This is a genomic window from Ligilactobacillus animalis (genome assembly GCF_009933595.1).
Lineage (GTDB): Bacteria > Bacillota > Bacilli > Lactobacillales > Lactobacillaceae > Ligilactobacillus > Ligilactobacillus animalis.
In genome coordinates this window covers 311256-338191 of sequence record NZ_CP047141.1, presented here as the reverse complement: position 1 = coordinate 338191, position 26936 = coordinate 311256, and the positions used below count along the sequence as shown (strand labels likewise).

Sequence of the window (26936 nt, the reverse complement as noted above, 5' to 3'; positions counted from 1 at the left end):
GAGGTCTTGACCTCGGCTGCTTTTTTTATTCCCCGCGTCCTGTGGTAAAATGAACGTGAAAGGTGTGAGTTAAAATGTTTAAAACACAGATCAATGCAGATGTCCCGATCAATGAAGGTTCAGGACAGATCGTTACCGAGTTACCATTTGTTCCCCACAAAGGTGACTTTATCATGGTCGGCGATGAACAAACTCAATGGGAAGTTGTCAGCAGCACCTTTATCGTGCATGATAAGTTCCATCCTAAAAAAGATTTTGTCGATCTCGTCGTGAAAGTAAAACAAGTTTGATTTTTTAAGGCTGGTCTCGACCGGCCTTTTTGCTTGAAATAGAACATTTTGCAAAATTTTGCACATTTATTCAATTTTTAGCTTCCATTATTTGTTTTTTATGTTATTATGTATTAGGATATTATGAAAACAAAATGAAAGCCGAGGAGATATTTATGCTACTGAAAACATTGATCAAACCTAAAAAAGATCTCGTTACAGTTAAAGAAGATATCACACTGGAAGAAGCCCTAACAGTGCTCGAAGATTCCGGTTACCGTTGTGTACCGATCTTGGATGAAACTGGCAAGATCTTCCGGGGAAATATCTATAAGATGCATATTTACCGCCACAAATCTCGTGGAGGTGATATGAGCCTACCCGTGACCCATTTGTTAAAGAACGCTAACAAGTTTATCCCAATCGATTCAGCCTTCTTTAATGTATTTTTCTCGATCAAAGACCTTCCATATATTACGGTTTTAGATGAAAATAATTTCTTCTATGGTATCTTGACACATACGCGTTTGTTAGATATGTTGACCCAATCTTGGAATTTCAATGTCGGTAGCTATGTTTTGACCGTTGTCTCCTCAGGTGAACGCGGTGATCTAGTCGATATGGCTAAGATCATCACTAAATACACTTCGATTGCAAGTTGTATCACACTTGATGTGCAACAGGGCGAATTAGTCCGCCGTACATTATTTACCCTGCCATCCGATGTTTCACATGAGAAATTGGAACGGATCGTGGCAAGCTTAGAGCGCAAGAATTTCAAGGTCCCTGAGATCGAAGACTTACAAGCCTAATACCTTTATCCCCCTACTTATCGTTAAGTGGGGGGATATTTCTTATCACTAAAGTTATGTAACAACTTACAGTGAGTATGTTAAAATGTTTATAACTATACCTCTTAACGAAAGGAATGAGCCATATTGGCCGAAAAACTTTATACGACTCAAGAGCTTGCCGATAATGTCGGTGTCAGTCGGTCAACGATCTACCGCTTTTTAAAAGTCAATCAGATCCAACCAGTTGAAATAAATGGACGCTCTAAACTTTACAGCAAAGATACCTTAAAACAAGCAAGGCGCGAATTACTTTTACCAAGTACTAGCAAAAAAACTACCCTTGCGACTGAAGCTAAACACCTTGATCAATTACAACACCAACTCGAATTGATCAACGAACAGTTACGGGAAAAAGACCGCCAGATCGCAGAATTACACCAACTGATCGATCATCAACAAAAATTGACTCTTTCCGCCACGAAACAGTTAAACGATCTGTTAGCTCTGCAGGAGACCGATCCTGATGCCATCAAGATCGCAGCGGCTGAAGTTCAACGTCAATTACCCGAAAATAGCCAAGCCCAACAGATCTTATATCCGACCCAAGGTGTCAGCTATAAAACGACTAATGCGATCAGCACTGAAGAAAAGAAACCTAAAAAGCGGGGCTTCTTTAGCTGGTTTCGTCGCAACAAGCGCAGTTAGGCATGAAACAAAAGAAAACCTTTTTAGCACTTATCGCTTCATTTAATCTTGCTGCTAACTACGCTCATCCGATCACCCCAGCTTATTTCAAGCTACTCGGACTCGATAGTGCCATGTTTGGCTATGCTTTTTCCGTGATGTCGTTGGGGATGTTTCTTGGCTCACCTTTCTTTGGAAAATTAGCTGAGAGTTTTCAATCTAAAGTCTTGATGGCTTGGGGATGCTTAGGTTACTCATTAGCCCAAGTCCTCTTTGCGATCGGACACACCCCAGCGCTCATCTTATGGGGGCGCTTATTGGCGGGATTTGCCTGTGGAGCCTTTTTTGTTGGCGCTTTGAATTATATCGCCAATACCTCCACGGCTAAAGAACGAGGAGCAAATTTGACCTTAAATGCTGCCGTTCAAACCGTCTTTGGCGCCCTGGGCTACTTTGTCGGCGGGATGCTTGGGACATACGATCTTTATTGGGCCTTTGCGCTCCAGATCGGGCAACTCTTTTTCACAGGTGTCGCCTTTTATCTATTGCTAGGTCCAGATCTTACCGCCCAAAAAGCCCCAGATTTCAAAGAAGCGGTCCGCAGTTTGAACTTTTTTAGTAGCTTTTCAACCAAAGATACTCAGCTCTCACGGGCACTTTGGATCTTATTAGGCGTTTCAGCTCTGACCTTTTTAGGCTATACCTCCTTTGATCAAAGCTTCAACTATTACTTAAAAGACGTCTTTGATCTGGCAACGAGCTATAACGGTAGCTTTAAGGGGGCAGTCGGGTTGATCTCACTTGTAGCTACGATGACGTTAGGAATGTATTTAGTCAAACGGACCGACCTCAATAAAAGCACGACTTATATTTTGTTCATCTGTGCTTTCTTTATGGGAGCGGTCTGCTTAGCCCCTGGTTTGAGCAGCTTTTTTGCCTTAAATCTGATCTTTTACGGTTTCTATGCTATCAGTGTGCCGATGGTCCAAGACCTGATCACCAAACAAGCTACGCCAACGACCCAAGGGACTGTTCTTGGTTTTTATCAAGCTTCCCAATCATTTGGCCGGATCATCGGAGCTTTTGTCGCTGGGCTTTTATATGACGTCAATGTTTTAGGCCCATTCATTCTAGGTAGTCTGGCTTTTCTAATTGCAGCTATCGGTGTTAAAATATATCAAAAATAGCAGTATGTCCAGATTTGGGCACACTGCTATCTTATTATCAAGAGGTGTTATTATGATCCGTGAAATCAATCACGACCCTAAATTTTTAAGTCAAAAAGCTGTTCCAGCTACGCCAACAGACGATCAGATCGTCGCTGACTTGCTCGATACGTTACAAGCTAATCAAGCACGTTGCGTTGGCATGGCAGCTAATATGATCGGTGAAAACAAACAGATCATCGTCTGTCAGATGGGACCGCTAGCTTTTCCGATGCTAAATCCTAAGATCATCAAAAAAGCGCGACCCTATCAAACAACAGAAGGCTGTCTTTCACTTACAACGACAACGGAGACGACACGCTATGACTTGATCACAGTCCAATACTTTGATCGGACCTTTACCAAGCAAAAGCAAGAATTCCAAGGTTTCATTGCCCAGATCATCCAACATGAGATCGATCATCTAAATGGGATCTTGATCTAGTTTTTAGCTTGATTCTTAGCTGAAAAGACCGGAAATTCACTTGAATCGCCATAATCTAAAGCTTTTAAGTGTTTCAAAGTATCCATATCAGCTTCGGAGATCACAAAATCAACTTTGGCATTATCTGCCATGTGTTCAGGATCAGCTGTTTTTGGCAATGGTACTGTGCCTAGTTGTAAAGCGTATCGGATACAAAGTTGCGGGATACTTACGTTATATTTAGCGGCTAACTGTTCGATCGTCTTGTCTTCAAAAGCCTTTCCATGTGCGATCGGTGAATAAGCTTCAACTAAGATATCCTGTTTTTGGCAATAATCTAATAACTCAAACGGTGTATTGCCTGCGTGCACTAGTAATTGATCGACCATCGGCATGATCTCACCATTTTCGATCAGATTTTCTAAATCGCTTTGTAAGAAATTAGATACCCCGATCGCCCGAACTTTACCAGCACGATAAGCATCTTCCAGCGCACGCCAAGCTTCTAGATTACCTGCATAAAATGGATCTTGACCGCGGAAATCTTGCCACGGTTGGGGACTATGGATCAACATCAGATCAAGATAGTCCAAACCCATTTTATTCAGCGTTTCATCGATCGCCCGTGTGGCCCCAGCATGATCTTTGATCTCAGCAGCTAACTTAGATGTTACGAAAAGATCTTCACGTGCGATCCCACAAGTAGCGATCCCCTCGCCTACGCCACGTTCATTTCCATAGGCTTGGGCTGTATCAAAATGTCGATAACCGATATTCACCGCTTCGTTGACCGCTAAAGCGACATCTTGGTCATCGATAAACCATGTCCCTAAACCCAACTTAGGGATCTTGACCCCATTACTCAATGTATATGTTTCGTCTAAAATCATTTTCTTGCCTCCATTTTTATAACTATCTTTAGTTTAGGCTTTGTGGCTGAAAATGTTAAATACTTAGTCTGTATGCTATTCTATTTCATTTTTGCATACTAGAAAGGAATGTCACATATGATCACGATCGGTGCAACTACTTGGAGCGAACATAAAGCTCTGATCACTGAAGACCGCCCTGTTACACTGGCAGAGTATGCGGCAAATTTTCCTGTTGTTGAAGTCGATACTTTCTTTTATGGAATCCCCCGTATAAGTACCGTCAAAAATTGGCAAGCACAAGTCCCACCAACCTTTCAATTCGTCGTTAAAGCTCACCGGTCGATGACAGGCCATGTTGATAAAAAAGCTAATTTGACCGAATTGAAAGAAACTTTTGCCAACTTCAAACTTGCGGTAGCTCCATTGGTAGCGACTGGCCAATTGAAGACGGTCTTATTTCAATTTCCACCGTACTTTATCCCCACGAAAAAAAGCATCAACTATCTACGCCAGATCAGAGCTTGGTTGCCCGAGTTGCCATTATGCTTAGAATTTCGCAATCAAGCTTGGTTTCAGCCTAAGACGCTCCCGTCATTAGTTACCTTTTGTCGCCAAGAGCGCTTTACTTTGACCGCAGCTGATGAACCGCATCAAACTGAGGCCTCAGTGCCATTTTATCCCGTGGTAACGACGCCCGACTTGATGTTTTGGCGTTTACACGGCCGTAACCAACAAGGCTGGCTCAAAAAAGGTCCCAATTGGCGTAAGGAACGAACTCTTTATCGCTACGATCACGCTGAACTTGAGCAGTTCAAACAAACTCTTACCGGTCTACAAAACGATGTCAAAGAGATCTGCATCATCTTTAACAATAATTCCGCGGGCGATGCAGTCCCTAACGCTCTGGCTTTAAAAGAGCTGTTGGGGATCGACTTTGATGGGCTAGGACCACCACCGCCGACCCAATTGAATCTGATCTAGCTAAAAAAGATAGCCCCAACCAGGCTATCTTTTTTAGTATTTAACGTAATGTAAGTCTACGATCCCGTTATAAGTCTTTGTTTGAAGCAATTTCAATTTCTGCGGTGGGGCTATTTGATCAAAAAGTCTGATCCCATCACCTAAAACGATCGGCATGATAGATAGGTAATACTCATCGATCAGATCGCTTTGCAGTGCTTGCTTGACTAAATTGGCCCCGCCACATAACCAGATCTTTTTACCCGGATGTTGTTGCAAGCGTGCAAGCAACTCTGGTAATGCTTCTTTTACAAAACCTATCTCTGGTCGAGCTTTGATCTCTCGATGTGTCAGGACATAAGTTTGCATCCCGGAATACGGCCAATCATTCGGTGAAAGTTGCGTACTCACCTGTTCATAGGTCTTATATCCCATTATCACCGTATCAACATCTTGGATAAACTCACTGTACACATCTGGCATCGGCTGATCAGCCACTTGACCACCTAACCAGTCGACACTACCTTCCTTGTCTGCGATATATCCATCTAAACTTTGTGCGATAAATAAACTAACTTTACGCAATTCATTATTCCCCCGTGCTTGTTCGAGCATTATCCATACGGCACTCCCCGCTTTTGCTCACACTCTATCTAAATATATCTTCTTTAGATCTGCTACCTGCGACTTGGTCAAGGCTAATTCGTTGTGCAAATAATTTTCTAACGAACCATATTCACGCTGCATCACGTTCATCGCAGTCTCTAAATATGTCTCATTGACTGAACCTAACGCACGCAGATTAGTCAAATAGATCTCTTGACCTGTCTTTGGTAATTGACGCTTGGCTAATTGCTTTTCTTGCCAAGGGGCTAAATACTTGTTTGAAGCTAAATAATCACGTTTGATCGTCGCTTCATCGACCCCTAATGCCGTCAAAAGATAGATCGCACCCATTCCCGTACGATCTTTACCCGCGGAACAGTGGAACAGCACCGAACGACCTTCATCACTGTTTTCCAACAAGACATCAAAGAAATGCCGGTACGCTTTCTTCGCACTGTCAGTCAATACGATATCATGGTAAGCCCGTAACATATTGTTGAAACCAGCTTGCGGATCGGTGAAAAATTGCTTTGCTCGCTGATCTTTGGCAGTACTCTTGGTCTCATCTTCTGGAAATACCGGTGCAAAATGGTAAGTTGCACCCGTGGGAACTTTATCCGGCGCATTTTCTTGTTCTTCCGATGAAAGAAAATCAACATCATGACGCAAACCATACTCCGCTAAAAAATCAACGTCTTTAGGCGATAAATTGCCCAAAGAAGCGGCGCGGATCACCTTATTTGCCTTGATCTGATGTCCATCTTTAGTCCGATAGCCACCCAGATCTCTAAAATTAACACCCTGCTCTAGTGGTAATAAAACTGGCATGCTCTCACCTTCCTAATTGTCTTTACTGCCACTATACTTGGGTTTTGGTTTTATTTCAATCTTTGTGTCTTTTTTCGCGTTCCTTACGCAAAACTTCTAACACCCACCGCATCGAATAACCGTAGCGCCGTGCTAACTCACTTGCGTTTTCACCGTTGTACTCCGCCACGATCTTTTGCGCCACTTTTTTAGGATCGTAGAGACGCATCGGAAACGTATAGGATAGCCCCCGATAAGTTTCGTGGAGCTTATACGCATTCTCCAACCCGATCAGGTCGGCTAACTCCTGATAAAATTCATTTAACAATTCTTTATCTACTTCATCTGTCATTTTGTTATCCTCACTTTATTTTTCCTTGCAGATTACAAGGTAGTTTTCATTTGACATCTTCTATTATCTAGGGTTACATAGACATATATTGTCATTTAAAAAAAGAAGGTGTTTTTATGTCATCTAGCGCAACTCGCTTACTAGATATCTATCACAAATTGCTCAATGGAGCCTCGATCACCAAAGACGAATTTGCCCAAAAATACGAAGTAGATCCCCGTACGATCCAGCGTGATCTAGCGGATATCCGGCTCTTCTTGGAAGAATACCGCCCAGATGCCAAACTAAAATACAGTCACAGTACTAAAGGCTTTCACTTAGCGGGGCAAAATAATACACTGGGCAAAGCCGAGACCTTGGCATTATGTAAGATCCTCCTTGCCAGTCGTGCTTTTACGAAAAAAGAGACCGATCATCTTTTAGGAGCTCTAAACGATAACCTGACACCAGCTGAACAAAAAGAATTGAACTGGATCATCAAAAATGAACAGAGTAATTACGTCGAACTCCAACATACCAAAGCACTACTTCAGATATTGTGGGAATTTTCCAACTATATCGTTAAACATCGGCTCTTAAATATTGTATATACTAGACAAGATAAAAAACAAGTAACACACACTATTCTGCCCAAAGCGATCATTTTTTCAGATTATTACTTTTACGTTGTCGCATACAGCCAAGATGCCGAACAAGATCGCTTTTTCCGGCTAGATCGGGTCATCGACTACACTCCACTCGAGAAAAAAGCAGGACACTCACAAAATTTACGCTATGAAGATGGGAAATTACGCCAAAATATCCAATTCATGACCCCAGGCGAACTGATCACGATCACCTTTGAATTCTCCGGGACCGTCGAAGCAGCCTTAGATCGTTTTCCTAACTCCAAAGTCATTAAAAAATTAGCCGATTCCGTTGTGATCGAAGCTGAAACGATCGATCAAGGTGCAATGATGTGGCTTTTAAGTCAAGGTAAACGCGTTAAAGTCTTAAGTCCAGCTGATTTCAAAGCTAGAATGGAACAAGAGATCAAAGAGATGCTCCAAAATTATACTACTTAACAAAAAGAGCCTGGATCTAGGCTCTTTTTTGTTCACTGAATTTAAAATAAACTTGCGCCAACAATTCGGCTAAGAAAAAGCCCATCGCTAAAGCCCCGGCGATCATCCCCGCTTCTACTAAAAAGCGTAAGGCCAACTCATCATTTTTAAAAGCAAAATAATAGACCGCACGATAAGCCTGCCCCCCGGGAACTAGTGGTACTAAACTCGGGACATTGAACAAGATCATCGGCTTTTGCTTGATACGTGCTGCGATCACCGAACAAATGCCGATCACGACCGCCGCAACTAGATTAGCTAAGACCATCCCAGTGTGACCAAGATATAAGAATTTATATGTCATCCAGCCTAAGACTCCGATCAACCCACAGACATTCAAAGCTGAACGCGGAATATTCAAGGTGACTGCAAAGCCGACTGTAGCTAGATAACTGAAAATGACGTGAATCACGATTGTTGTTAGATCCATCTTAATTTTCCTTTCTAAAAGAAGCGTAAAACACACGCGATGCCCATTCCGATCGCAACAGCGGTCAACAAGGCTTCCGTCGCCCGGGCGATCCCACTTAGGATATGCCCCGCCAACAGATCACGTACCGCATTGGTCAACGGGACCCCCGGAACTAACGGCATAACGCTTCCGATGATCACGATACTATAGTTTTTAGCCAAGCCGTATTTGACACTCAAGACTGCCAAGGCACCGATCGCTAAAGCGGCCACAAATTCACTCGCAAATTTAACTTTAAAACGCGTGTTGACCACATAGAACAGATAATAGCCTAAAGCACTGATCACAAAGGTCGGCAAAAAATCTTGCCATGAACCGTTATACATGATCTCTAAGGTCGCACCCACAATGCCCGCCGCTAACACTAACCACCGCAACTTGAAATCAGGGGTCGTCTGATCAAGCGTCGTCAGATAATCATAGACTTCCTTTAAAGTTTTGGTCTTAGCTTGATAAGCCCGGGAGATATCATTGACCCGGGCGATCCGCTCGAGATCGATCCGGCGCTTTTCGATCGCAATGACTTGTGCATTGGCTCCCTTGATCGACATCATGATCCCCGTCGTCGTTTCAAAGATATCGGGTTCCGTGACACCTGAATTCTTAGCGATCCGCTTTAAAGTGTCATCGATCCGTGCCATGTCAGCTCCATTTTCGATCATGATCTTCCCCGCTAACAGCGTCGTTTCGATAATTAGATCCTTATCTTCCATGATTTCCCCCCTAGTTTACTTAATTGCATTATATAGCTATCATTTTAACATTTTAGTTCCCAAAATTACGATCATTTACCATCACAATTCGTTATAAACACCTAAAATTATTAATATTTCATTACATAAAATATAATTTTATATTAAAAATATCTATATTTTACTAAGAATTTATGCTATATTTAGCTTAATCTAAAAAAAGGAAGTGACTTGCATGGGACACAATTATGAAGAAAAGCGCCGTTATAAATTATATAAAGCTAAGAAAAGATGGGTAAGTGCTGCGATCATTACCGCTTCAGGGGCTCTCTTATTCTTAGGGGCACCGAGCGCCTTAGCCGATGAAGCAGTTACAACTGCAGTAACTACCACAGCTGAAAATGGACAACAAACGACCCAAACGCAGCCTGAAGCTGACCAAAGCCTACAGACACCAGCCACTGAGACCACCACAACTGAGACAACACAAGCAGCTGACAGTGAAACACCAGCTCCAACGACTCAAGCTGACCATGAGAAGGGGAACGTGGAAGGCGCTTGGGATCAAGGCTACCGCGGTCAAGGGATGGTCGTAGCCGTGATCGACTCTGGTGCTGATACGACGCATAAAGATTTTCAACAAGCACCGACAGACCCTAAACTTTCCCAAGATGATGCCAAAGCCAAGATCAATGAGCTCGGCTATGGTAGTTATGCATCTGAAAAATTCCCGTTCGTCTATAACTATGCTTCAAAAAGCAATGACTGGATCAAAGATGATGGCCCCGGCGCTTCCCAACACGGACAACACGTGGCTGGGATCATCGGAGCTGATGGGCGTCCAAATGGGGATGAAAAATATGCCGTTGGGGTCGCACCTGAAAGTCAAATTTTAGCTTTACGGGTCTTTAACGATCAATTTGCCGACGAAAATACTGATGATATCGCCCAAGCTATTTACGATGCTGTCAATTTAGGCGCTAACGTTATCCAAATGTCACTAGGCCAAGGGGTCGCTGCCTCAGATCTAAATGATGTTGAACAAAAAGCGGTCCAATATGCGATCGACCACGGTGTCTTTGTTTCGATCTCAGCCTCAAATAACGGACATGCCGGCAGTATCGATGCTCCAGATATTCCCTACTCACCAGGTGGAGCAAACGGATCTTTTGAACCATTTTCAAGTAGTACAGTCGCTAATCCTGGGGCTTCACGCAATGCTTTGACAGTTGCCGCCGCAAACTCTGGGCAAGGTGCTGATGCTAACATGGCTGACTTTTCTTCTTGGGGTCCAATGCAAGACTTCACTTTGAAACCAGACATCTCCGCGCCTGGGGTCCAGATCGTTTCAACGGGAAATGACGATGGCTATAAGACAATGAGCGGGACTTCGATGGCGGGTCCGTTTGCTGCGGGCTCAGCTGCCTTAGTGATGCAAAAATTACAAAAGGAAACGTCACTCAAAAACGCTGAGCTTGTTCAAGCGACTAAAGCTTTATTGATGAACACCTCACAACCATTACTGGACGCAATGTCAGGTGTAGTGGTCTCACCACGACGCCAAGGTGCTGGCCAGATCAACGTTGGCGCTGCCGTTTCATCACCCGTTTATATCACGGCTGATGATGGAACAAGTTCGCTTTCCTTGCGCCAGATCGGGACAAATACGAAATTCAACTTGACCTTTACCAACTTGAGTAACGTCGATCAGACTTATACTTTCGATGACCTTGGTGGTGGTTTCACCGAAAAACGCGATGACTCTACTGGCTATTATTATGAAGAACAATTGCCTGGTGCGCGCGTAAATGGTGCTAACAAAGTCGTAGTCAAAGCTGGCCAAACATTGACTGTTTCTTATACTTTAGATCTAGATGGTGTTACACCAGATCAATTAGTCGAAGGCTGGCTCCGCTTTACCGGTGATAACGGGCAAAGCACCTTAGTCGTTCCTTTCCTCGGCTACTTTGGGGATATGACTAGTGAAGAAGTTTTAGACAAAAAAGCTAATGATGCCACAAACGTTTACGGTGGTAACTACTTTGTCAACGAACACAATTACCCACGTGGGATCGCTGATGAAGAATCGTTGAAGAAATTAGTCAACTTAGACGGTGATTACAACTGGCAACAAGTGGCTAAGCTCTATCAAGATGGTAAAGTGGCCTTCTCACCAAATAATGATAATAAGAGTGATCTCTTAAAACCAGTCGCCTTTGTTAAACAAAACTTGCAAGCCTTAAAAGTCGTTGTTTTGGATCAAAATGGTAAAGTTGTCCGGGTCGTTGCCGATGAAAAAGGCTTAGATAAATCATTTTACCAATCCGACCGTAACCAAGATGTGAGTTTATCGGTCTCCATGCGAAATGATCCCAACACCTTTGATTGGGACGGAATGGTCTATAATGACAAGACTGGTGAATCTGAAGTGGCTTCCGATGGACAATATACTTACCGCTTTGTTGCCACGCTCTACAATGATGGACAAAAGAAAGTCCAAACGGCTGATTACCCGATCATCATCGATACAACAGCTCCAACGATCAGCAACTATAAATTAACGCTCGACACTGCTGCTGATAAACCAAGTGGTCATTTGAGCTTTGATTTTTCCGATACGGGAGCAGGCTTTACTGACTATTCCTATGCTGTAGTTCAGATCAATGGTAAGCTCTTTGGTCACAAACTAAATGAAGGTGCTTCAAAATTCAATGATGAAGCGAAGTTAAGCGGGACTGCTAACTTTGAATTGAGCCCAGAAGAATTAGCCGCCTTTACCGCAGCTCAAAACCAAGTCACCGTCATGGTCGCTGATACTGCCGATAATGTAGGTCTCTTTACCAGCGAAGTTGCAGGTTTAACAACTACTTCCCAAACGGTCAATGTTTGGAATGCCGTTGATGGACTAGGCTTTGATAAAGATAGCAAATTCTATGATGCTAAAACTAACAGCTATACTCTAGTTGGTGGGACGACCCAACCATTCTATTACAATGGCCAGTTAGTTGAACCAAAAGCTGACTCAACTTACAGCTTAAATGTCAACGCTGACGTTGAAAAAGTCGTCTTCACTGCTGATCAAGCTGGTAAAGATGTCTTATTGACCCTAAATACGGCAACACCAAAAGCTGCCTTTGCTTGGCAAAAAGCGCACACGACTGAACAAAGCTTTGGGATCGACTTAGATACCGTCACAACTAATGATCCAGAACATGTCTTTGTCTATGCTGCTGTCACAGCCGGTAATGGGGTCAAAGCCTTTGCCCGTGACTACTTCACCGGAGATGTCTATGAAGCAAGTATCAAAGATGGCTTAGCGACTTTTGAAGTCAAAGTCAAAAATTCAAGTCGCCGGACTGTCTTATTAGGCTGGACGGAAGTAGCGGGACCGACCTTTAATGTAGTTCAAACTACAGCTTCTGATAAAGCTTATCTCGGAGTCGATGCGCGGCCAAGTAACCAACCACAGCGGTATAACTTCGCTAATGTTGATGAATTACAGACTGATCTAGTCCAAGAAAAGGCTGATCCAACTACTTTAGGTGCTCCAGGTGCGCTCCCAGGGCATGCTTTGAGCGACCTAACGACCCGAAGCGAACCTAACTCAGAGATCAGTTTTGACTACCTTGAAGATAACAACTACAACTGGATCGGCGCTCAAGCGATCGCTGATGGGGTTTATGATCCTAAGGCACAAACCTTCCATGTGACTGGTAAAGTTAGCCCAGATGTGGTGCAATTGATCATGTTAGGTAATAGCGCTGATGAACAAGATCCACAAAATCACGTTTCATTCAACGAAGATGGGACTTTTGGCTTTGAATTCAACATCAAGCCGACCGAACAACGTCCACTTGCCTATATCTACACCACAAAAGATGGTCAAAAGACACGTGGAACAGTTCAAGTCATCTTGGATACAGTCTTACCAACACTCGAATTCGAAAATGTCGCTAACTACGATTTTGATGGTGAAAATTATTACGTTTACACTAACGAACCAAACTTCACGATCAAAGGAACCGCCCACGACAATCTTGACGGTTACCGTTTCTTCTTCAACGGGGATAACGAATTCCGTGAATTCCACCATTCAGGTATCAATCACGGTGGCAATCCATATGCTCCTTACGGCTTTGAAAGAAGCTTTGTCCTAAATGATGAAAATGGTGAGACAAAACACGTCTATACGCTCGATGTGCTCGATGTGACTGGTAATCACACGACCCGGAAGTTCTATGTCTACTACCAACCTAAATCAGAGGTCCCAGCAGCCGTAGATGTTGAGCGCAACCATGCCGATGCATTCGTCGAACAATATCCAGAGACGAGCCTTCTATTCTTTGATCCAGCGACCCAAAGCTTCAAAGAGCTCGATCCAGAGGAATTCCATCCAGATGGCCTCTATAGCTTAGTCAATAAATATGGCAATGTGGTGGCTGTGATGAACGTCTACACTGGCGATTTCGAAAAAGAATTCGAAGATTTAGAAAAGCAAGAACAGGAAAAACAAAAGCAAGAGCAAGAACGACACGATCAAAATGATCAAGGTACTAAAGAAGATCAAGCTGCAAACCAAGATCAAGAAAAAGAAAATACTGGAGCTGGCTTTGGTAAAGATAACACTACCGGTTCAGGCACAGACCAAAAACAAGTTACAGCAGCTAACAAACAAGTTGCTCCTGTGCTCCAAGATAACGCCAAAACGCCTGCTACACCAGCAACTACTGACCTACCACAAACAGGTGAAGCAAAACATCAAGCTTCGATCTTAGGTCTCTTAGCGCTAGGTTTAGCTAGTCTCTTTACTCTAGTTGGTTTTGATCGTAAAAAAGAAACCAAATAACAACTAAATAACACAAAAATGCCACTCAGGATAACTATTATCCTTGAGTGGCATTTTTATGTGGCGTCTAAATGGAGACCCGATCAATATTTAAACAGTTCCTTACTGGCTTTGGTGTCATCTTCTTGGATATTTTTAGCTACTTTCAATAAGTTCTTGCTAAAATCAGCTGTCTTAGTCCGATATTGTTGGACCTGCTGGAGATTTTGAGCAGCTTGCTCCGTATCCCAGAGCCGTTCTTTAGTATACGGTGCGATCATTTCTTCGATCTCGGCATCAGATAAATGCTTTCTGAGCGCATAAGCACCTTGCGCGATCTCTTGGGCAAGACTTGTGATCTCATCTTCGAGCTCTTGTTGGGCATTCTTAAAAATAGTCGCATATTCTTCGCCGACATCACGTGCTTTAGTCGCTACTGTCTGGGCTAATTCTTCTTGCAACGCGATCTTTTGGCTCCCACTGGCCGTCGTCAGCTGTTGTTGTAAACTAGTTACCTTACCTTGCCACTGACTAGCGAGTTTGGCTTCATTCACGATCGCTTGGTATTCCTGTTGAAACTTGGCGTACAAAGCCCCATCACTCAACAAAAGTGACAATAATTTTCCCGAAGAAACATTAGCCCCCGTGCTTTTAACGAGCCGATCTAAATATTTATCGATCAAGTGTGAAATTTTGATCCCAGCTGCAAAAATATAGCTATGTTCGTTTAAATTAGCTTCTTTTAGCGTGCCATCAGCATTGATCTGATACTGCCCAAAGTCATGACTTGAGCCGTACTTAGCATTAAAATCAAATGTTGTCGTAAATGATTTTGGCAATAGATAATGGACTTTCCCGATCTCATCGACATCTTTTTTGTTCCGATTCAACATCGAAACGATATCAAAAGCGTTGACGTAATATTCGATCTTGCCCTGCTCTTCTAGGGTTTGAATGTTGGCTTGCGCTTGTTTAGACATTTTATTGATGCTTTCCCGAGCATCTGGTCCTTGAAACAACACGATCTTATCTAATTTAGCGATATCTTCTTTGGGCAAATTAGCCACGGCTTGGATCGAGACCATCGTTCCTAACGAATGACCGGTGACCGCCATCGTAGCATTAGGAGCTTTCTTGCGCAATTCACTTATCTTGACCTGCATCGCTTTATTAGCAAGCTTTGCCTGGGGGATATAGGCATTGAATAAGGTAAATGAGCCGTTGTTGCTCACCCAATCATTCAAAGTATTCAAGCTCATCCCGTCACTGCCCCGAGTCGCAAAATATGTATGCTTAGTCGCACTATTTAACTTTGGGGTGTCCGTCACGTAATAAGAGTTATATCCAGCCTTTTCATCAGTCAGCAGACCTTTTTGATACGTTTTTTCGTCACCAAACAAACTTTTTTCCTTTATTGTCTCAAGTTTATCGGGCTGGAGGTAGACCTTACCACCATTGGGTAAATTTTTACCACCATTAATTTTATTTCCATTTTCATCAATTGTATTTTTAGAATAGTCAATATATACACTTCCATCAGTACTTTTATACTTATGAAATGCAATAGGCCGATTTATATAAGAACTTTGAACTAAATTTGCATACATGTTATTAAAATTTTCCAATTCATTCATACAACTCTCCCCCTACTCTGAACGAATTAAAACTTGTCATATTCTCAATAACTGGTAAGTTGCTCTTTTCGTCTATCGCAAATTGTAAATAAAAACTTGAGTTATAAATATTATTGAATTTCCCGTCTATTGTGAGTGCCTTTCCAGCTCCCATAGGAGTTCCATTACCTTTAGTTTCAACTTCAACACTATTCCAATTATATTGAACTGTTTTAATTCTTGGATTTTGAGCCTTTATATAACTAGTCATCTCTTTTTCATGCGCCTTCAAAAAAGCTATCTGGCGCTCTTTTTGCGCTTCTTGTCTCATTTCGACCACTTTCTTTGTTCCTCCTATTCCAGCTAATACTAAAAGAGTCATGATAAGTACTAGAACCACTCTTTTCTTCTGCATGATTTTTCTCCTATAAAATTTTTTCTTTTACTGTCTCGAGTTTATCGGGTTGGAGGTAGACCTCGCTTGCATCATTACCATAGGCGTCTTTGGCATGGGGAAATACAAATGAAGCATACTTCTTGTCAGATATTTCCTTACTTTGCGATTTTGACAATTTCGTAAAGTTCATCCCTTCTTCACGTCCTATGTATGCTCCCTTAGCTAAATTTATATAGATATTATTTGTTTCTTTTAAATCGCTCATAATGTGTTTCCTCTCAATTGACTATCTAATATTTTTTATTTTGGAAGGTCTGTTGATATCATCAGGTATTATATATATTTCAAACCCATCTAGTTCCTTACTATTATTAAAAATACTTACTTCAATTCCCAACATTTTTGGGCTAAATGCCATACTACGAACTACCCTTATTGATTCCCAATCATATTTAATATCTGTAATGTCGTAATCTTTTATAATCACATACCTACTTTGTTTTTTCACATATTCCGTCATCTCTTGTTCATGTGCCTTTAAAAAAGCTATCTGGCGCTCTTTTTGTGCTTCTTGTCTCATTTCGACCACTTTCTTCGTTCCTCCTATTGCAGCTAGTACTAAAAAGATCGCGATAAGCACTAGAACTACTCTTTTCTTTTGCATGATTTTTCTCCTATAAAATTTTTTGATGCGTTTTTTCTTTTATTATCTCGAGTTTGTCGGAGTGAAGTTAGATATTGCTTGCGTCATTGCCATAAGCGTCTTGAGTATGGGAGGATTGTGAATGGAACTGAATCACCCGATGCTAAAATATCTTGTTTCCATTTTTTTAATACATCATTTGAGAAACTTTTATTCTTCTCTACATACGCACTTTGTCACACTCATTCCCCCGTATACGAATTTTCAATGATCGTTCCTGTTGTCCACATATCGTAAATTCTGGTTAGTTCTTTATCAGTATCCACGACCAAAGTATTCTTCTCGTTATAGTAATTTTCTTCTTTTGTTTTCTTCTCATCGATAGCATCAAATTTTATAGACAGGGTCGGTCTGGAAAATGCCATGCTCTGCTTTCTTTCTACTGTGTTCCAGTAATATTTCACCTTAATATCATCACTACTATTTTTTTGGATATATTCCGTCATCTCTTTTTCATGTGCCTGCAAAAAAGCTATCTGGTGCTCTTTTTGCGCTTCTCGTCTCATTTCGAACACCTTCTTTGTTCCTTCTATTCCAGCTAGTATTAAAAAAATCGCGATAAATACTAGAACTACACTTTTCTTCATATTCTTCTCCTGTAAAACCCTTACATAAATAAATCTAAATACCTAAACCACAAGATGAATACTAGCACTTTTTCTAATTGTTTTCAATTCATTTTTTAATTTAAGTAATATTAACTTCTTAAAATATCACAAAAATAAAATGATGGAAGTTCCAACATCCTTACCTTACCCGTTAACATAAATCAGAGCCCATGCACCTAAGGCAACAACTATCGTGAATGCAAGTAGCAATGGATTTAACATCAATAATAGTGTCAAAAAAATTATCGAAATGTTTCCCGCTAGCACATACCATTTTAATTTCTGCAAACTTTGATTGGCAAAAAACTCTGTAAAAAAGAAAATGATCATAAATAACATACTACCATTACTCATACTGGCACCAAATAAAAACATTCCTGCACGTACTTGATCGACTTCAAAAAATTTCATGAACCAGTTAGACCAAGTTACCTGACCAGCCACTTTCTCAAAAACTTGCCAACTAAATTCCAACAACTTCCACCAGTACAAGCAAATCAGGACAATTAAAATAAATTCAAGTGCTAGTAACACAACTACTGCAGGTTGTAATAGATCTTCTTTTTTCATCGTCTTTTGCTCCCCCTTACAATAGTTTATTTCTCCAAATACTGCACGATCAGCGCCTGATAAAGCTCACAAAATGCCAGATACTGTGACTTATCCACATATTCATCAACTTGATGAACACTTTGGTTCCCCGGACCAAAGATCGCTAATGGAAAAGTTGCTGGCTTGTCCAAAGTCAGGTTGGAAGCATCCGTCACTGGGGCTAATGCGATCTTTTTGATCGTCTGACCCAAATATTTCTCACCTAGAGCTTGGGCCAAGTGCACCAAAGATGAATCTGGATCTTTTTTGACTGCCACTTTATTTAGATAAGTTGTAGTTGTAAGCTTAGCTCCCGTAGCATTTAGTTTGTTTTTCCACAGCTCGATCAGTGCTTGAACTTTTTCATTATCCACAGTTGGAGTCGTTCTAACATTGATCTCAGCGGTGGCTCGCTCAGGTAACGAATTGACTTGGGTCCCAGCCTTCAACACAGTCGCATTAAAGGTCGCTTTGCCTAACAGTTCATCTGGTTTGGCTGCCTTTAGAAAAGCTTTTTTAGTCTGATACAAAAATTCGATCAACGTTTCTAAAGCATTATATCCTTGTTCTGGCATCGAACTATGCGCACTCTTTCCCCGCGAGACGATGCTTATATCCATCGACCCTTTATGCGCATAAGCTACTTTTAGATCAGTCGGCTCCGCGATCAGTAACGCATCGACATCTTGCATATACCCTTGCTCGTAAAGTAACTTCGAGCCCGCTTGCTCCATCTCTTCACCGACCGTCAATAACAGCCGTACTTGTCCCCTTGGCAGTTTCTTAGCGTGGACCAATTCGATCAAAGCGATCACCAAAGCTGCCACCCCAGCTTTCATATCACTAGCACCACGGCCATATAGTTTTTCGTTGCGTTTGGTCAAAACAAAGGGATCACTTTGCCAAGCACTAGCTGTGGCAGCAACCACATCTAAATGTCCCGCAAGTGCTAGACAAGGTGTCCCTGTTCCTACTTTTGCAACTAAACATGCACGATCTGGAGCTACTTGAACTAACTGCGAACTGATCCCATATTTGGCTAAATATGTATTTAAAAATTGAGCTACGACTTGCTCATGATCATTGACTGAAGGGATCGCGACCAGCTTTTCCAAGAGTTCAAGGCGCTTGGCTTGATTTAAAACTACCATATAATAAGTTCCTTCTTTCTAGCTAAAAAGACCGACAACTTGTCGATCTTTGGCAAATTTATCTACTTTCTTCTGGGAACCAAATGCTGATTTCTCTTTCAGCTTCACTTGGACTATCCGAAGTATGGATCACATTACGCAAATTACCATCGGGCCATTCACGCCCAAAGTCTCCACGCACCGTGCCCCAATCAGCTTGGCCAGGGTTGGTCGCACCTGCCATGCGATGAATGATAGGAACGACATTGGTTCCGGTCACGATGATCCCAACGATCGGTCCTTCTTGCATATATGAGACCAACTCTGGGAAAAATGGCGCATTGACCTTGTCTTCATAGTGCGCTTCAAGTTGCTCTTTAGTCGCTTGGATCACTTTCAAGGCTGTGATCTGGTAGCCTTTATGTTCGATACGGGTGATGATATCGCCGATGTGTTGGCCTTCGACGCCATCTGGTTTAACTAACACTAAAGTTCGTTGTTCTGTCAATTTTGTCCCCTCCTGTCCACCAATAGGATAACACTTATTTTCCTCGATTAATACTTTAATGTTTTTAACAAAAAAAGACGCCTAAACAGCGTCTTTCTGGCTATTGTTGAATGATCTGGGTCGTCATGATCGCTAAATGATTTTGCGCATTGGTGTTCGCATTATCCTTCAATAATTCCGGCAAGATCATCTTCAAGAAGTATTGCACACTTGCCATATCATTGAACTTCATGATCGCCTTTAAACTTGAACGATAAATATCCATGTAAACTGGTTCTGGATTACCCTTTTGGATCTCACCAAAGGATTCATACATCAAGTCGATCTTATCTGCGACTGACAAGATCTTTCCTTCCAAAGTATCGTCTTTACCTTCCGCAAATCTGCGCTCATAGGCTGCGCGAAATTCGACGGGGATCTCAGTTTGGATGAAGTTTTCGGTCAATGACTCATCAACTTTGGCTAACATCGTCCGTAACTCGTTAGTCGCATACTTGACTGGTGTTTTGATATCACCGATAAAACGTTCCGTGTAATCGTGATTAAGTGCCTTTTCGTACAACGAGCGCCAATCGACCTCATTACCCGCTTGCTCTTCGATATCACCTAACATTTGCGCAGCTTGCGTCACTTTAAATGAATGGGCCGCCACATTGTGTTCTTCAAATTTGAAATAACCTGGGGCCCGATTGATCATTTCAAGATCACTCAAACTCTTTAAATATTCATGCATGCCCATGAAAAACACCTCCGTATATATTTCATACTAGAATACACCGCAAGCAACTTTTTTGCAAATATCTTATTCTTTTAGCTTATAATGATAAACCGCATAAGAAATTCACTGTTCAACTCATTTCAACAAATAAAGCGTTGACAACTTTTGCAGAAAGCGTTATCATTATTTATGTAATTAAGCGTGTTACTGATTTTATCAGGCATTAGCTGTTGTTATAGGTCAATGGGGCTAGTGGCTCTATATCCTATTACAACAGCTTTTTGTTTTCCAAGGAGGTGAAGTAGTGCGTTTTCTAAAAAGTTACAACAATAGCGTTGCTTTAGTGGAAAACGAGCAGGGAAAAGAAGAGATCGTCATCGGCAAAGGGATCGGCTTTGGACTCAAAAAAGGCGATCAGATCGACCAAGCAAAGATCGAACGGCGCTTTATCACAGCTGAAGATCAAGAATCGATCATGCAACTAAAAGATATCAGCGCTAAGACTTTAGAACTGACGACCAAAGTCATCAAACTCGCTGAACCAAAGCTAAATGTCAACTTCAATGATTTCCAATATTTAGCTTTAGCCGATCATATCGACTTTGCCTTGACCCGCAGTGAAGACAGTATCGATATGAATGCGACCAACACCCGCTGGGAAGTCCGCAATCTTTTTCCCGAAGAATATGCCGTTGCTAAAGATGCGATCACCGTGATCGAAAAGGCAACGGCGCAAAAACTACCAGCTAGTGAGTCGATCTTGATGACTTATCACTTTGTCAATGCAACTTCAAACGATGCTAAATTACAAGAAACGATCCAGATCACGCAACTGATCACTGAGATCATCAAGATCGTTTCTTACGAGTATCAATTAGAACTAGATCAGCAATCATTTAATTATAGTCGCTTCGTCTCGCATTTGCGGACTTTACTCGTTCGCTTACTAAAAGATAAGCATCAAGAAGGCGAAAAACTCGACCCTGCTTTACTTCAACTGATGCAGGCCAAGTACACCCGAGCTTACGAGACTGCCGAGCGCATTGCTGTCTTACTCAATGCGAAAATGGGCTGGCAGCTTGAAGCCGATGAATTGGTATATCTGACCTTGCATATTTTCCGCGTTACTTCACGCCAAGCAAATACTAACTAAACACTTATGGTGTGTTACTGATACGATCAGGCATGAACCCAAGTTGTTTTCAAATCAAGCTTTCCAGCTTTCTTTGAGAACACTTGGGTTTTCTTATTATAAAGGAGGAATTTTAACATGGCTTATGAACAATTAGCTAACTTCATTATTGAAAATGTCGGTGGCAAAGACAATGTTTCAAGTGTCGTTCACTGTGCAACTCGTTTACGGTTCAAATTAAAAGATGTTTCTAAGGCTAACGATGAAGCCTTAAAGCAAAATGATGGTGTTATCACGGTCGTTAAGTCTGGTGGACAATACCAAGTCGTGATCGGCAATCACGTTCCCGATGTCTATAATACCTTAGTCAAACTGGGAGGTTTTAGTAGCAGTGCGCCTGTAGATGATGATTATGTCGATACGCAAAACATGAGTCTACTCGACCGTTTCATCGATCTGATCTCAGGCATCTTCCAACCGATCTTAGGTCCACTGTGTGCTGCCGGGATGATCAAAGGCCTGACCGCCATGTGTGCTGCTTTTGGATGGTTGAGCACGACTTCTGGTACCTACCAAGTGCTCTATGCGATCGGGGATGGTTTCTTTTACTTCCTGCCGATCATCTTAGGCTTAACGGCAGCTAAGAAATTTGGCCTAGATCGTTTTACTGCGATTGCGATCGGGGCAGCCATGACTTATCCTGCGATCATCGCGATGAGTAGCGAGCAAAAGACACTCTATACGCTCTTTGAAGGGACCTTTATCCAATCAGATATCCATGCAACATTTCTCGGCTTACCGATCATTGCGATCAACTACTCTTCGACCGTTATTCCGATCATCGTTGCCGTATGGTTTGCCGCTAAAGTTGAAAAATGGTGCAAGCAGTTCATCCCAACAGTGGTCAAAACTTTCTTAGTTCCATTTACCACCTTGCTTATCACCGTCCCGATCACTTTCTTAGTCATCGGACCGCTAGCATCCTGGATCGGGGACCTATTAGCTGCGATCACTGAAGGTATCTACAACTTGAGCCCTATTTTAGCCGGCTTAGTGATGGGCGCCTTTTGGCAAGTATTTGTTATCTTTGGGGTCCACTGGGGCTTTGTTGCAGTCGCTTTGGCAAATATCGCTGCCCAAGGTTTCGATACAACGCTCAGTTTGACATTAGCTGCTTCTTTTGCTCAAACTGGGGTCGTTTTAGCGATCTTATTCCAAGCAAAAGATGCTAAAGTCAAAGGCCTTGCTTTTCCAGCCTTTATCTCAGGTATCTTTGGGGTCACTGAACCTGCGATCTATGGTTTGACCTTACCGCGTAAACGTCCCTTTATTTTGAGCTGTATCGCTGCTTCGGTCGGTGGGGGCTTGATCGGTTTCTTTGGGACCAAATTCTTCATGATGGGTGGTCTCGGCATCTTCTCTATCCCAACTGCGATCTCACCTAAAAATGGCATGGACATGTCAGTTTATGGCTTGATCATCGCCATGGGAGTCTCCTTTATCCTTGGTTTTATCTTACAAATGCTCTTTGGACGTCAAAGTGTCCTTGAAGTACAAGACCAAAAAACAGCTGAAACTGTAGCACAAACAGCTAAAGAAGCCCAACAAGTCGCAACGCATAAAGTTCTTAGTGAGACCCCTGCTAGCTACAACACTCCGACCACACTAGTTAGTCCCTTGACTGGTAAGGCTGTAGCTTTAGATAGCATCACTGATCAAGTCTTTGCATCGGGGGCAATGGGACAAGGGATCGCGCTCGAACCTAGTGACGGTGTCGTTTGTGCACCAGCTGACGCCACGATCGCGCTCGTCTTTCCAACGGGACATGCGATCGGTCTAAATACCACTGCGGGAGCTGAGATCTTGATACACATCGGGATGGATACCGTTCAACTAGATGGTAAATATTTCGAGACTTTAGTTACCCAAGGCCAAAAAGTCAAAGCTGGTGAACCACTTGTCAAATTTGACCTTGAACAGATCAAAAAAGCTGGCTTTAGCTTAACGACCCCGATCGTTGTTACAAATTCCAAAAATTACCATCAGATCGTTCCTGTCAAATCAGGTGCGATCAAGACCGGTGATAAATTGCTTGACTTAGACTAAATTGAGGTGAAAAAAATGTACAGAACTGATTTTCCTAAAACATTTCCGCAAGACTTTCTCTGGGGTGGCGCAACAGCAGCTAACCAGATCGAAGGAGCATTTGACATTGACGGCAAAGGTCTAACAACGGCCGAGGTCGTCAAGAAAGCCACTGACCGCAAAACATTTACTATGAGTTCTGTAACTAAAGACAGCATCCAAGCAGCGATCGCTGACCCCGGCGTGGCTAACTATCCTAAGCGCCGCGGGATCGATTTTTATCATCATTACGAAGAAGACATCAAACTCTTCAGTGAAATGGGCTTTAAGGCTTTTCGGCTCTCAATTGCTTGGGCTCGGATCTTTCCGACTGGTTTAGAAGAGACACCTAATGAAAAGGGCCTTGCATTTTACGATAAGGTATTTGCGACCTGTAAGAAATACAATATCGAACCAGTCGTCACGATCTCACACTATGAGATGCCACTCGAACTTACCCTCAAATACAATGGTTGGGCTAGTCGTGAAGTGATCCAACATTTTACCCGCTACACAAAAGTTTTATTTGAACGCTACCGTGGGATCGTCAAATATTGGATGACTTTCAATGAGATCAATGCCGCTTCGATGGGCTTTATCGGCACAGGTGCGATCGATACTGGGCTAAGTGAAAAAGAAACGCTCAACTTACGCTATCAAGCCTTGCATCACCAATTCATCGCTAGTGCCCTGGCAGTCAAGCAGCTCCATGAGCTCGATCCTAACGCCAAGATCGGGTGTATGCTAGCACGGATGCAAACTTATCCAGCTACCCCTGACCCTGCTGATGTCCGCGCAGCTCAAGCAAATGATCAATTCAATCTATTCTTTACCGATGTTCAAGTACGTGGTCAATATCCAAACTTCATGAATCGCTTCTTCAAAGAACGTGAGATCACCTTGAACTTTGCGCCAGAAGACACAGCGATCCTAGCTGAAGGAAAAGTCGATTATCTAAGCTTTAGCTACTACATGTCAACGATCAGCTCGGCCAAAGACACGACTGATCAAGCTTTAGGCAATTTCGCCCTTGGACGACCTAATCCTTATCTTGAGACAAGTGATTGGGGCTGGCAGATCGATCCGATCGGGCTTCGGATCGCCTTAAACGAAATGTGGGATCGTTATCAAGTACCACTTTTCGTCGTAGAAAATGGGCTGGGTGCTCTCGATGAGGTCACTTCTGATGGCAAGATCCATGACGACTATCGGATCGATTATCTACGCAAACATATCGAGCAGATGAAACTAGCGATCGGTGATGGGGTCGAATTGATGGGATATACGACTTGGGGCCCGATCGATCTGATCAGTGCTTCAACTTCAGAAATGTCTAAGCGTTACGGCTTCATCTACGTCGATCAAGATGACGAAGGAAATGGCACGCTAAAGCGGATCTGCAAAGATTCCTTCTATTGGTATCAACAAGTGATCGCATCAAACGGCGAAAATCTATAACAATGCGCAAAAAATCGGGTAGTGCCTTAGCATATAGCTACGACACACCCGATTTTTTGTGCACTATTTTCAATTTACCGAAACGATCTCATAGATATCTTTATCGATCACCGTTTTGCCGTCTTGTTCATACGCGCCCTCACCCTCGTGGATGCGTTTAACAGTTACCGTCCGCCCTTGATAAGTCACACTTTGATCGCCGATAGTTGCTTCGCGATAGAAATCATCTGGAGATACACTTGGAGCACAAATACCCACTTGTACCGCTAAATGATAATAAAAATCCATTCCATCAGTAACAGTTTGTCCTACATAAGAATTACTATTAGTCTGTGGTTGACTTGGGGTAGAACTCGTTTGCTCCCCGGCCACACCCTTTGTCACTGGGGCATGTGAAGCGGCGGCTCGACTGCTTGACGTTTCACTGCCTTGGCTTTCACTAGAGCTACTGCTACTAGTCTCCTTTTTACTTGTTTGGCTAGTTTTATGGCTGCTACTAGATTCTTGTTTGACCTTAGTTTGGGGCAAACACCCTGTCATTAGGGGTAACAGACAAACAAGCACGCCCAAAACACGTAAATGCTTTTTCATGTTATCACCTCATGGCACCCTAAGTTTATTGTAAAAGGGTATTGTATAGGTCTAAACCTAATTTATTCATGGCAGATTGTTCTTCATTGTTATCACCATTTTGGGTCAAGACAACGACAACAAAGGCACCTTTTTCATTTTCAATGATCGCTGCATCATTTAAGATCCCGTAATTTTGCATGATCCCAGTCTTGTTGTAGACCTTAGCCCCAGTTGGTAGGTCACGAACTAATTTATCATGATCACGGTTCTTATTTAAAATATCTAAGAATTCAGCACTGTCACTCTTACTGATCAATTTGTGGTTATAAACTTTCTTCAACAATTCACCCACATCAGCAGCTGACGTGATATTGTCTCGTCCAGCCTCAAGTGACTTAGTATCCATCATCTTACGTTGTAACTTAGTGTCATGGGCCCCCATCTTTTCGATCTGTGCATTGACCTTATCGATCCCACCTAAAGCATCGATCATGATGTTAGCCGCTGTATTGTCACTTTCATCGATCATATAAGCTAATAATTCACGGTAAGTAAAGGTCTTACCGGCTGGCATGTTTTGGATCACACCTGTCCCGCCAACTTTATCAGCATTAGAAAGGGTATACGTATCGTCTAAATTGATCGTCCCGATCTTTTGTTGGGCATAGGCCGCCGCTAAAATAAAGAGCTTGATCACCGAAGCTGCACTTTGGGTCTGGTTGTTCAAGAGATAACTCGTATCTTCGTTCATCGGAGCCACGTAGACCGTTTTATCACCAGCGATCCCGCCGATATCACTAGCTACAAGTTCTTTGACTTTAGCTTCATCAAAGTTGGACTTTGAACTTGGAGCTTCACTACTGCTAGAAGCAGCACTACTACTCTCTTTTACAGTCGAACTTTTAGCCTTACTACTACTTTTAGCTACAGAAGTCGGTTCGTTAGCTGGTTTATTGAGTGTATTATAGGCAAAATACCCACCAACACCTAAAACAAGTAGCCCGGCAACTACACCAATGATGATCCCGGCTGGATTGCTTTTATGTTGAGGAACACCCGCATAAGGCCCCTGCGTCCGCGAATAGGTCGGTTCTGGCGCTGGCGCTTGTTTTGGAGCCGTGCCATCAAATGGGGTACCACATTGGTCACAAAAATCATTTTTGATATCATTTGGAGTCCCACAATTTTGGCAGATCTTTTCTGGCTTAGAGCTTGGCATTTGCTCAATTGGATCTGGCAAGGTCTCACCACAACTTTGGCAAAATTTTGAGCCAGCTGGATTAGTCGAATTACATTTTGGACACTTCACGTCTTAA

General features: G+C 42.5%; 28 protein-coding genes. 11 read left to right on the top strand and 17 right to left on the bottom strand.

Features of this window, described 5'->3' with window-relative positions:
- Positions 1–74: 74 nt before the first annotated feature.
- The 5 genes from GSR62_RS01570 to GSR62_RS01550 all read left to right on the top strand — a co-directional run bounded on the left by GSR62_RS01570 (position 75) and on the right by GSR62_RS01550 (position 3397).
- On the top strand, positions 75–290 hold the full coding sequence (locus GSR62_RS01570; protein WP_004050072.1) for a hypothetical protein: 216 nt from the start codon (positions 75–77) through the stop codon (positions 288–290).
- 155 nt (positions 291–445) lie between these two features.
- Positions 446–1081, top strand: coding sequence for a cyclic di-AMP binding protein CbpA (gene cbpA, locus GSR62_RS01565; RefSeq protein ID WP_004050070.1), 636 nt, complete (start codon positions 446–448; stop codon positions 1079–1081).
- Positions 1082–1207: 126 nt separating this feature from the next.
- The gene (locus GSR62_RS01560; protein ID WP_066024180.1) at positions 1208–1768 is read left to right on the top strand and encodes a DUF536 domain-containing protein; all 561 of its coding nucleotides are present in this window, start codon (positions 1208–1210) and stop codon (positions 1766–1768) included.
- A gap of 2 nt (positions 1769–1770) precedes the next feature.
- Positions 1771–2934 (top strand): MFS transporter, encoded by a 1164-nt coding sequence (locus tag GSR62_RS01555; RefSeq protein WP_066024179.1) that lies wholly within the window; start codon positions 1771–1773, stop codon positions 2932–2934.
- A gap of 52 nt (positions 2935–2986) precedes the next feature.
- Complete coding sequence (locus tag GSR62_RS01550; protein ID WP_066024178.1) at positions 2987–3397, top strand: peptide deformylase; 411 nt, start codon at positions 2987–2989, stop codon at positions 3395–3397.
- Here GSR62_RS01550 and GSR62_RS01545 read toward each other — a convergent pair.
- Positions 3394–4266: an aldo/keto reductase gene (locus GSR62_RS01545; RefSeq protein WP_066024177.1), complete on the bottom strand. Its 873-nt coding sequence runs from the start codon at positions 4264–4266 to the stop codon at positions 3394–3396. The two genes, GSR62_RS01550 and GSR62_RS01545, sit on opposite strands and share 4 nt — an antisense overlap.
- A gap of 117 nt (positions 4267–4383) precedes the next feature.
- On the opposite strand from GSR62_RS01545, the gene GSR62_RS01540 reads away from it, so the two are divergent.
- Positions 4384–5229 carry a DUF72 domain-containing protein gene (locus GSR62_RS01540; protein ID WP_066024176.1) on the top strand — a complete coding sequence of 282 codons (846 nt, stop codon included), beginning with the start codon at positions 4384–4386 and terminating at the stop codon, positions 5227–5229.
- Positions 5230–5262: 33 nt separating this feature from the next.
- Here the strand turns inward: GSR62_RS01540 and GSR62_RS01535 are convergent, their stop codons facing one another.
- Genes GSR62_RS01535 through GSR62_RS01525 form a run of 3 tightly spaced genes read right to left on the bottom strand, consistent with a single transcriptional unit; the run spans position 5263 to position 6973 of the window.
- On the bottom strand, positions 5263–5823 hold the full coding sequence (locus GSR62_RS01535) for a dihydrofolate reductase family protein (protein WP_225362242.1): 561 nt from the start codon (positions 5821–5823) through the stop codon (positions 5263–5265).
- A 27-nt stretch (positions 5824–5850) separates the two neighbouring features.
- On the bottom strand, positions 5851–6642 hold the full coding sequence (locus tag GSR62_RS01530; protein WP_066024175.1) for a tyrosine-protein phosphatase: 792 nt from the start codon (positions 6640–6642) through the stop codon (positions 5851–5853).
- A gap of 55 nt (positions 6643–6697) precedes the next feature.
- Positions 6698–6973 (bottom strand): Mor transcription activator family protein, encoded by a 276-nt coding sequence (locus GSR62_RS01525; RefSeq protein WP_004050055.1) that lies wholly within the window; start codon positions 6971–6973, stop codon positions 6698–6700.
- A 116-nt stretch (positions 6974–7089) separates the two neighbouring features.
- On the opposite strand from GSR62_RS01525, the gene GSR62_RS01520 reads away from it, so the two are divergent.
- Positions 7090–8037 (top strand): helix-turn-helix transcriptional regulator, encoded by a 948-nt coding sequence (locus GSR62_RS01520; RefSeq protein ID WP_066024174.1) that lies wholly within the window; start codon positions 7090–7092, stop codon positions 8035–8037.
- 16 nt (positions 8038–8053) lie between these two features.
- On the opposite strand, the gene GSR62_RS01515 is transcribed toward GSR62_RS01520, so the two are convergent.
- Positions 8054–8506, bottom strand: coding sequence for a threonine/serine exporter family protein (locus GSR62_RS01515; protein WP_066024173.1), 453 nt, complete (start codon positions 8504–8506; stop codon positions 8054–8056).
- 14 nt (positions 8507–8520) lie between these two features.
- On the bottom strand, positions 8521–9261 hold the full coding sequence (locus GSR62_RS01510) for a threonine/serine exporter family protein (RefSeq protein WP_066024172.1): 741 nt from the start codon (positions 9259–9261) through the stop codon (positions 8521–8523).
- 214 nt (positions 9262–9475) lie between these two features.
- On the opposite strand from GSR62_RS01510, the gene GSR62_RS01505 reads away from it, so the two are divergent.
- Positions 9476–14086, top strand: a complete 4611-nt coding sequence (locus tag GSR62_RS01505) for a S8 family serine peptidase (protein WP_066024171.1) — start codon at positions 9476–9478, stop codon at positions 14084–14086.
- 83 nt (positions 14087–14169) lie between these two features.
- Here GSR62_RS01505 and GSR62_RS01500 read toward each other — a convergent pair whose 3' ends face one another.
- The 9 genes from GSR62_RS01500 to GSR62_RS01460 all read right to left on the bottom strand — a co-directional run bounded on the left by GSR62_RS01500 (position 14170) and on the right by GSR62_RS01460 (position 20354).
- Positions 14170–15699 carry a T6SS effector phospholipase Tle3 domain-containing protein gene (locus GSR62_RS01500; protein WP_066024170.1) on the bottom strand — a complete coding sequence of 510 codons (1530 nt, stop codon included), beginning with the start codon at positions 15697–15699 and terminating at the stop codon, positions 14170–14172.
- Positions 15692–16093: a hypothetical protein gene (locus tag GSR62_RS01495; RefSeq protein ID WP_066024169.1), complete on the bottom strand. Its 402-nt coding sequence runs from the start codon at positions 16091–16093 to the stop codon at positions 15692–15694. The genes GSR62_RS01500 and GSR62_RS01495 overlap by 8 nt, the downstream gene beginning before the upstream one ends.
- Before the next feature lie 10 nt (positions 16094–16103).
- Positions 16104–16340, bottom strand: coding sequence for a hypothetical protein (locus GSR62_RS01490; RefSeq protein ID WP_066024168.1), 237 nt, complete (start codon positions 16338–16340; stop codon positions 16104–16106).
- A 21-nt stretch (positions 16341–16361) separates the two neighbouring features.
- Positions 16362–16739 carry a hypothetical protein gene (locus GSR62_RS01485; protein WP_066024167.1) on the bottom strand — a complete coding sequence of 126 codons (378 nt, stop codon included), beginning with the start codon at positions 16737–16739 and terminating at the stop codon, positions 16362–16364.
- Between the two features lie 221 nt (positions 16740–16960).
- On the bottom strand, positions 16961–17365 hold the full coding sequence (locus tag GSR62_RS01480; RefSeq protein WP_066024166.1) for a hypothetical protein: 405 nt from the start codon (positions 17363–17365) through the stop codon (positions 16961–16963).
- Between the two features lie 165 nt (positions 17366–17530).
- Positions 17531–17956, bottom strand: coding sequence for a hypothetical protein (locus GSR62_RS01475; RefSeq protein ID WP_066024165.1), 426 nt, complete (start codon positions 17954–17956; stop codon positions 17531–17533).
- A 26-nt stretch (positions 17957–17982) separates the two neighbouring features.
- Entirely contained in the window at positions 17983–19128 is a 1146-nt protein-coding gene (locus tag GSR62_RS01470) for an ArgE/DapE family deacylase (protein ID WP_066024164.1), read from the bottom strand.
- Positions 19129–19186: 58 nt separating this feature from the next.
- A complete protein-coding gene (gene ndk / locus GSR62_RS01465; protein WP_033193035.1) occupies positions 19187–19615 on the bottom strand; it encodes a nucleoside-diphosphate kinase in 429 nt (142 codons plus the stop codon).
- A 100-nt stretch (positions 19616–19715) separates the two neighbouring features.
- Positions 19716–20354 (bottom strand): YfbR-like 5'-deoxynucleotidase, encoded by a 639-nt coding sequence (locus GSR62_RS01460; protein ID WP_010689803.1) that lies wholly within the window; start codon positions 20352–20354, stop codon positions 19716–19718.
- A gap of 283 nt (positions 20355–20637) precedes the next feature.
- Between GSR62_RS01460 and GSR62_RS01455 the strand changes: the two genes are divergently transcribed.
- The 3 genes from GSR62_RS01455 to GSR62_RS01445 all read left to right on the top strand — a co-directional run bounded on the left by GSR62_RS01455 (position 20638) and on the right by GSR62_RS01445 (position 25047).
- Complete coding sequence (locus GSR62_RS01455; protein WP_066024163.1) at positions 20638–21486, top strand: PRD domain-containing protein; 849 nt, start codon at positions 20638–20640, stop codon at positions 21484–21486.
- 117 nt (positions 21487–21603) lie between these two features.
- Positions 21604–23571, top strand: a complete 1968-nt coding sequence (locus GSR62_RS01450) for a beta-glucoside-specific PTS transporter subunit IIABC (RefSeq protein WP_066024162.1) — start codon at positions 21604–21606, stop codon at positions 23569–23571.
- 15 nt (positions 23572–23586) lie between these two features.
- On the top strand, positions 23587–25047 hold the full coding sequence (locus GSR62_RS01445; RefSeq protein ID WP_066024161.1) for a glycoside hydrolase family 1 protein: 1461 nt from the start codon (positions 23587–23589) through the stop codon (positions 25045–25047).
- 69 nt (positions 25048–25116) lie between these two features.
- On the opposite strand, the gene GSR62_RS01440 is transcribed toward GSR62_RS01445, so the two are convergent.
- Positions 25117–25638, bottom strand: coding sequence for a hypothetical protein (locus GSR62_RS01440; protein WP_066024160.1), 522 nt, complete (start codon positions 25636–25638; stop codon positions 25117–25119).
- 25 nt (positions 25639–25663) lie between these two features.
- Positions 25664–26929, bottom strand: coding sequence for a serine hydrolase (locus GSR62_RS01435; RefSeq protein ID WP_066024159.1), 1266 nt, complete (start codon positions 26927–26929; stop codon positions 25664–25666).
- Between the last annotated feature and the right edge of the window lie 7 nt (positions 26930–26936).

Excerpts from the sequence above, each read along its gene's own strand:
- GSR62_RS01570 (WP_004050072.1), top strand. The coding sequence starts at position 75 with ATGTTTAAAACACAGATCAATGCAGATGTCCCGATCAATGAAGGTTCA.
- cbpA (WP_004050070.1), top strand. The coding sequence starts at position 446 with ATGCTACTGAAAACATTGATCAAACCTAAAAAAGATCTCGTTACAGTT.
- GSR62_RS01555 (WP_066024179.1), top strand. The coding sequence starts at position 1,771 with ATGAAACAAAAGAAAACCTTTTTAGCACTTATCGCTTCATTTAATCTT.
- GSR62_RS01550 (WP_066024178.1), top strand. The coding sequence starts at position 2,987 with ATGATCCGTGAAATCAATCACGACCCTAAATTTTTAAGTCAAAAAGCT.
- GSR62_RS01545 (WP_066024177.1), bottom strand. The coding sequence starts at position 4,266 with ATGATTTTAGACGAAACATATACATTGAGTAATGGGGTCAAGATCCCT.
- GSR62_RS01540 (WP_066024176.1), top strand. The coding sequence starts at position 4,384 with ATGATCACGATCGGTGCAACTACTTGGAGCGAACATAAAGCTCTGATC.
- GSR62_RS01535 (WP_225362242.1), bottom strand. The coding sequence starts at position 5,823 with ATGCTCGAACAAGCACGGGGGAATAATGAATTGCGTAAAGTTAGTTTA.
- GSR62_RS01530 (WP_066024175.1), bottom strand. The coding sequence starts at position 6,642 with ATGCCAGTTTTATTACCACTAGAGCAGGGTGTTAATTTTAGAGATCTG.
- GSR62_RS01525 (WP_004050055.1), bottom strand. The coding sequence starts at position 6,973 with ATGACAGATGAAGTAGATAAAGAATTGTTAAATGAATTTTATCAGGAG.
- GSR62_RS01520 (WP_066024174.1), top strand. The coding sequence starts at position 7,090 with ATGTCATCTAGCGCAACTCGCTTACTAGATATCTATCACAAATTGCTC.
- GSR62_RS01515 (WP_066024173.1), bottom strand. The coding sequence starts at position 8,506 with ATGGATCTAACAACAATCGTGATTCACGTCATTTTCAGTTATCTAGCT.
- GSR62_RS01510 (WP_066024172.1), bottom strand. The coding sequence starts at position 9,261 with ATGGAAGATAAGGATCTAATTATCGAAACGACGCTGTTAGCGGGGAAG.
- GSR62_RS01505 (WP_066024171.1), top strand. The coding sequence starts at position 9,476 with ATGGGACACAATTATGAAGAAAAGCGCCGTTATAAATTATATAAAGCT.
- GSR62_RS01500 (WP_066024170.1), bottom strand. The coding sequence starts at position 15,699 with ATGAATGAATTGGAAAATTTTAATAACATGTATGCAAATTTAGTTCAA.
- GSR62_RS01495 (WP_066024169.1), bottom strand. The coding sequence starts at position 16,093 with ATGCAGAAGAAAAGAGTGGTTCTAGTACTTATCATGACTCTTTTAGTA.
- GSR62_RS01490 (WP_066024168.1), bottom strand. The coding sequence starts at position 16,340 with ATGAGCGATTTAAAAGAAACAAATAATATCTATATAAATTTAGCTAAG.
- GSR62_RS01485 (WP_066024167.1), bottom strand. The coding sequence starts at position 16,739 with ATGCAAAAGAAAAGAGTAGTTCTAGTGCTTATCGCGATCTTTTTAGTA.
- GSR62_RS01480 (WP_066024166.1), bottom strand. The coding sequence starts at position 17,365 with ATGAAGAAAAGTGTAGTTCTAGTATTTATCGCGATTTTTTTAATACTA.
- GSR62_RS01475 (WP_066024165.1), bottom strand. The coding sequence starts at position 17,956 with ATGAAAAAAGAAGATCTATTACAACCTGCAGTAGTTGTGTTACTAGCA.
- GSR62_RS01470 (WP_066024164.1), bottom strand. The coding sequence starts at position 19,128 with ATGGTAGTTTTAAATCAAGCCAAGCGCCTTGAACTCTTGGAAAAGCTG.
- GSR62_RS01460 (WP_010689803.1), bottom strand. The coding sequence starts at position 20,354 with ATGGGCATGCATGAATATTTAAAGAGTTTGAGTGATCTTGAAATGATC.
- GSR62_RS01450 (WP_066024162.1), top strand. The coding sequence starts at position 21,604 with ATGGCTTATGAACAATTAGCTAACTTCATTATTGAAAATGTCGGTGGC.
- GSR62_RS01445 (WP_066024161.1), top strand. The coding sequence starts at position 23,587 with ATGTACAGAACTGATTTTCCTAAAACATTTCCGCAAGACTTTCTCTGG.
- GSR62_RS01440 (WP_066024160.1), bottom strand. The coding sequence starts at position 25,638 with ATGAAAAAGCATTTACGTGTTTTGGGCGTGCTTGTTTGTCTGTTACCC.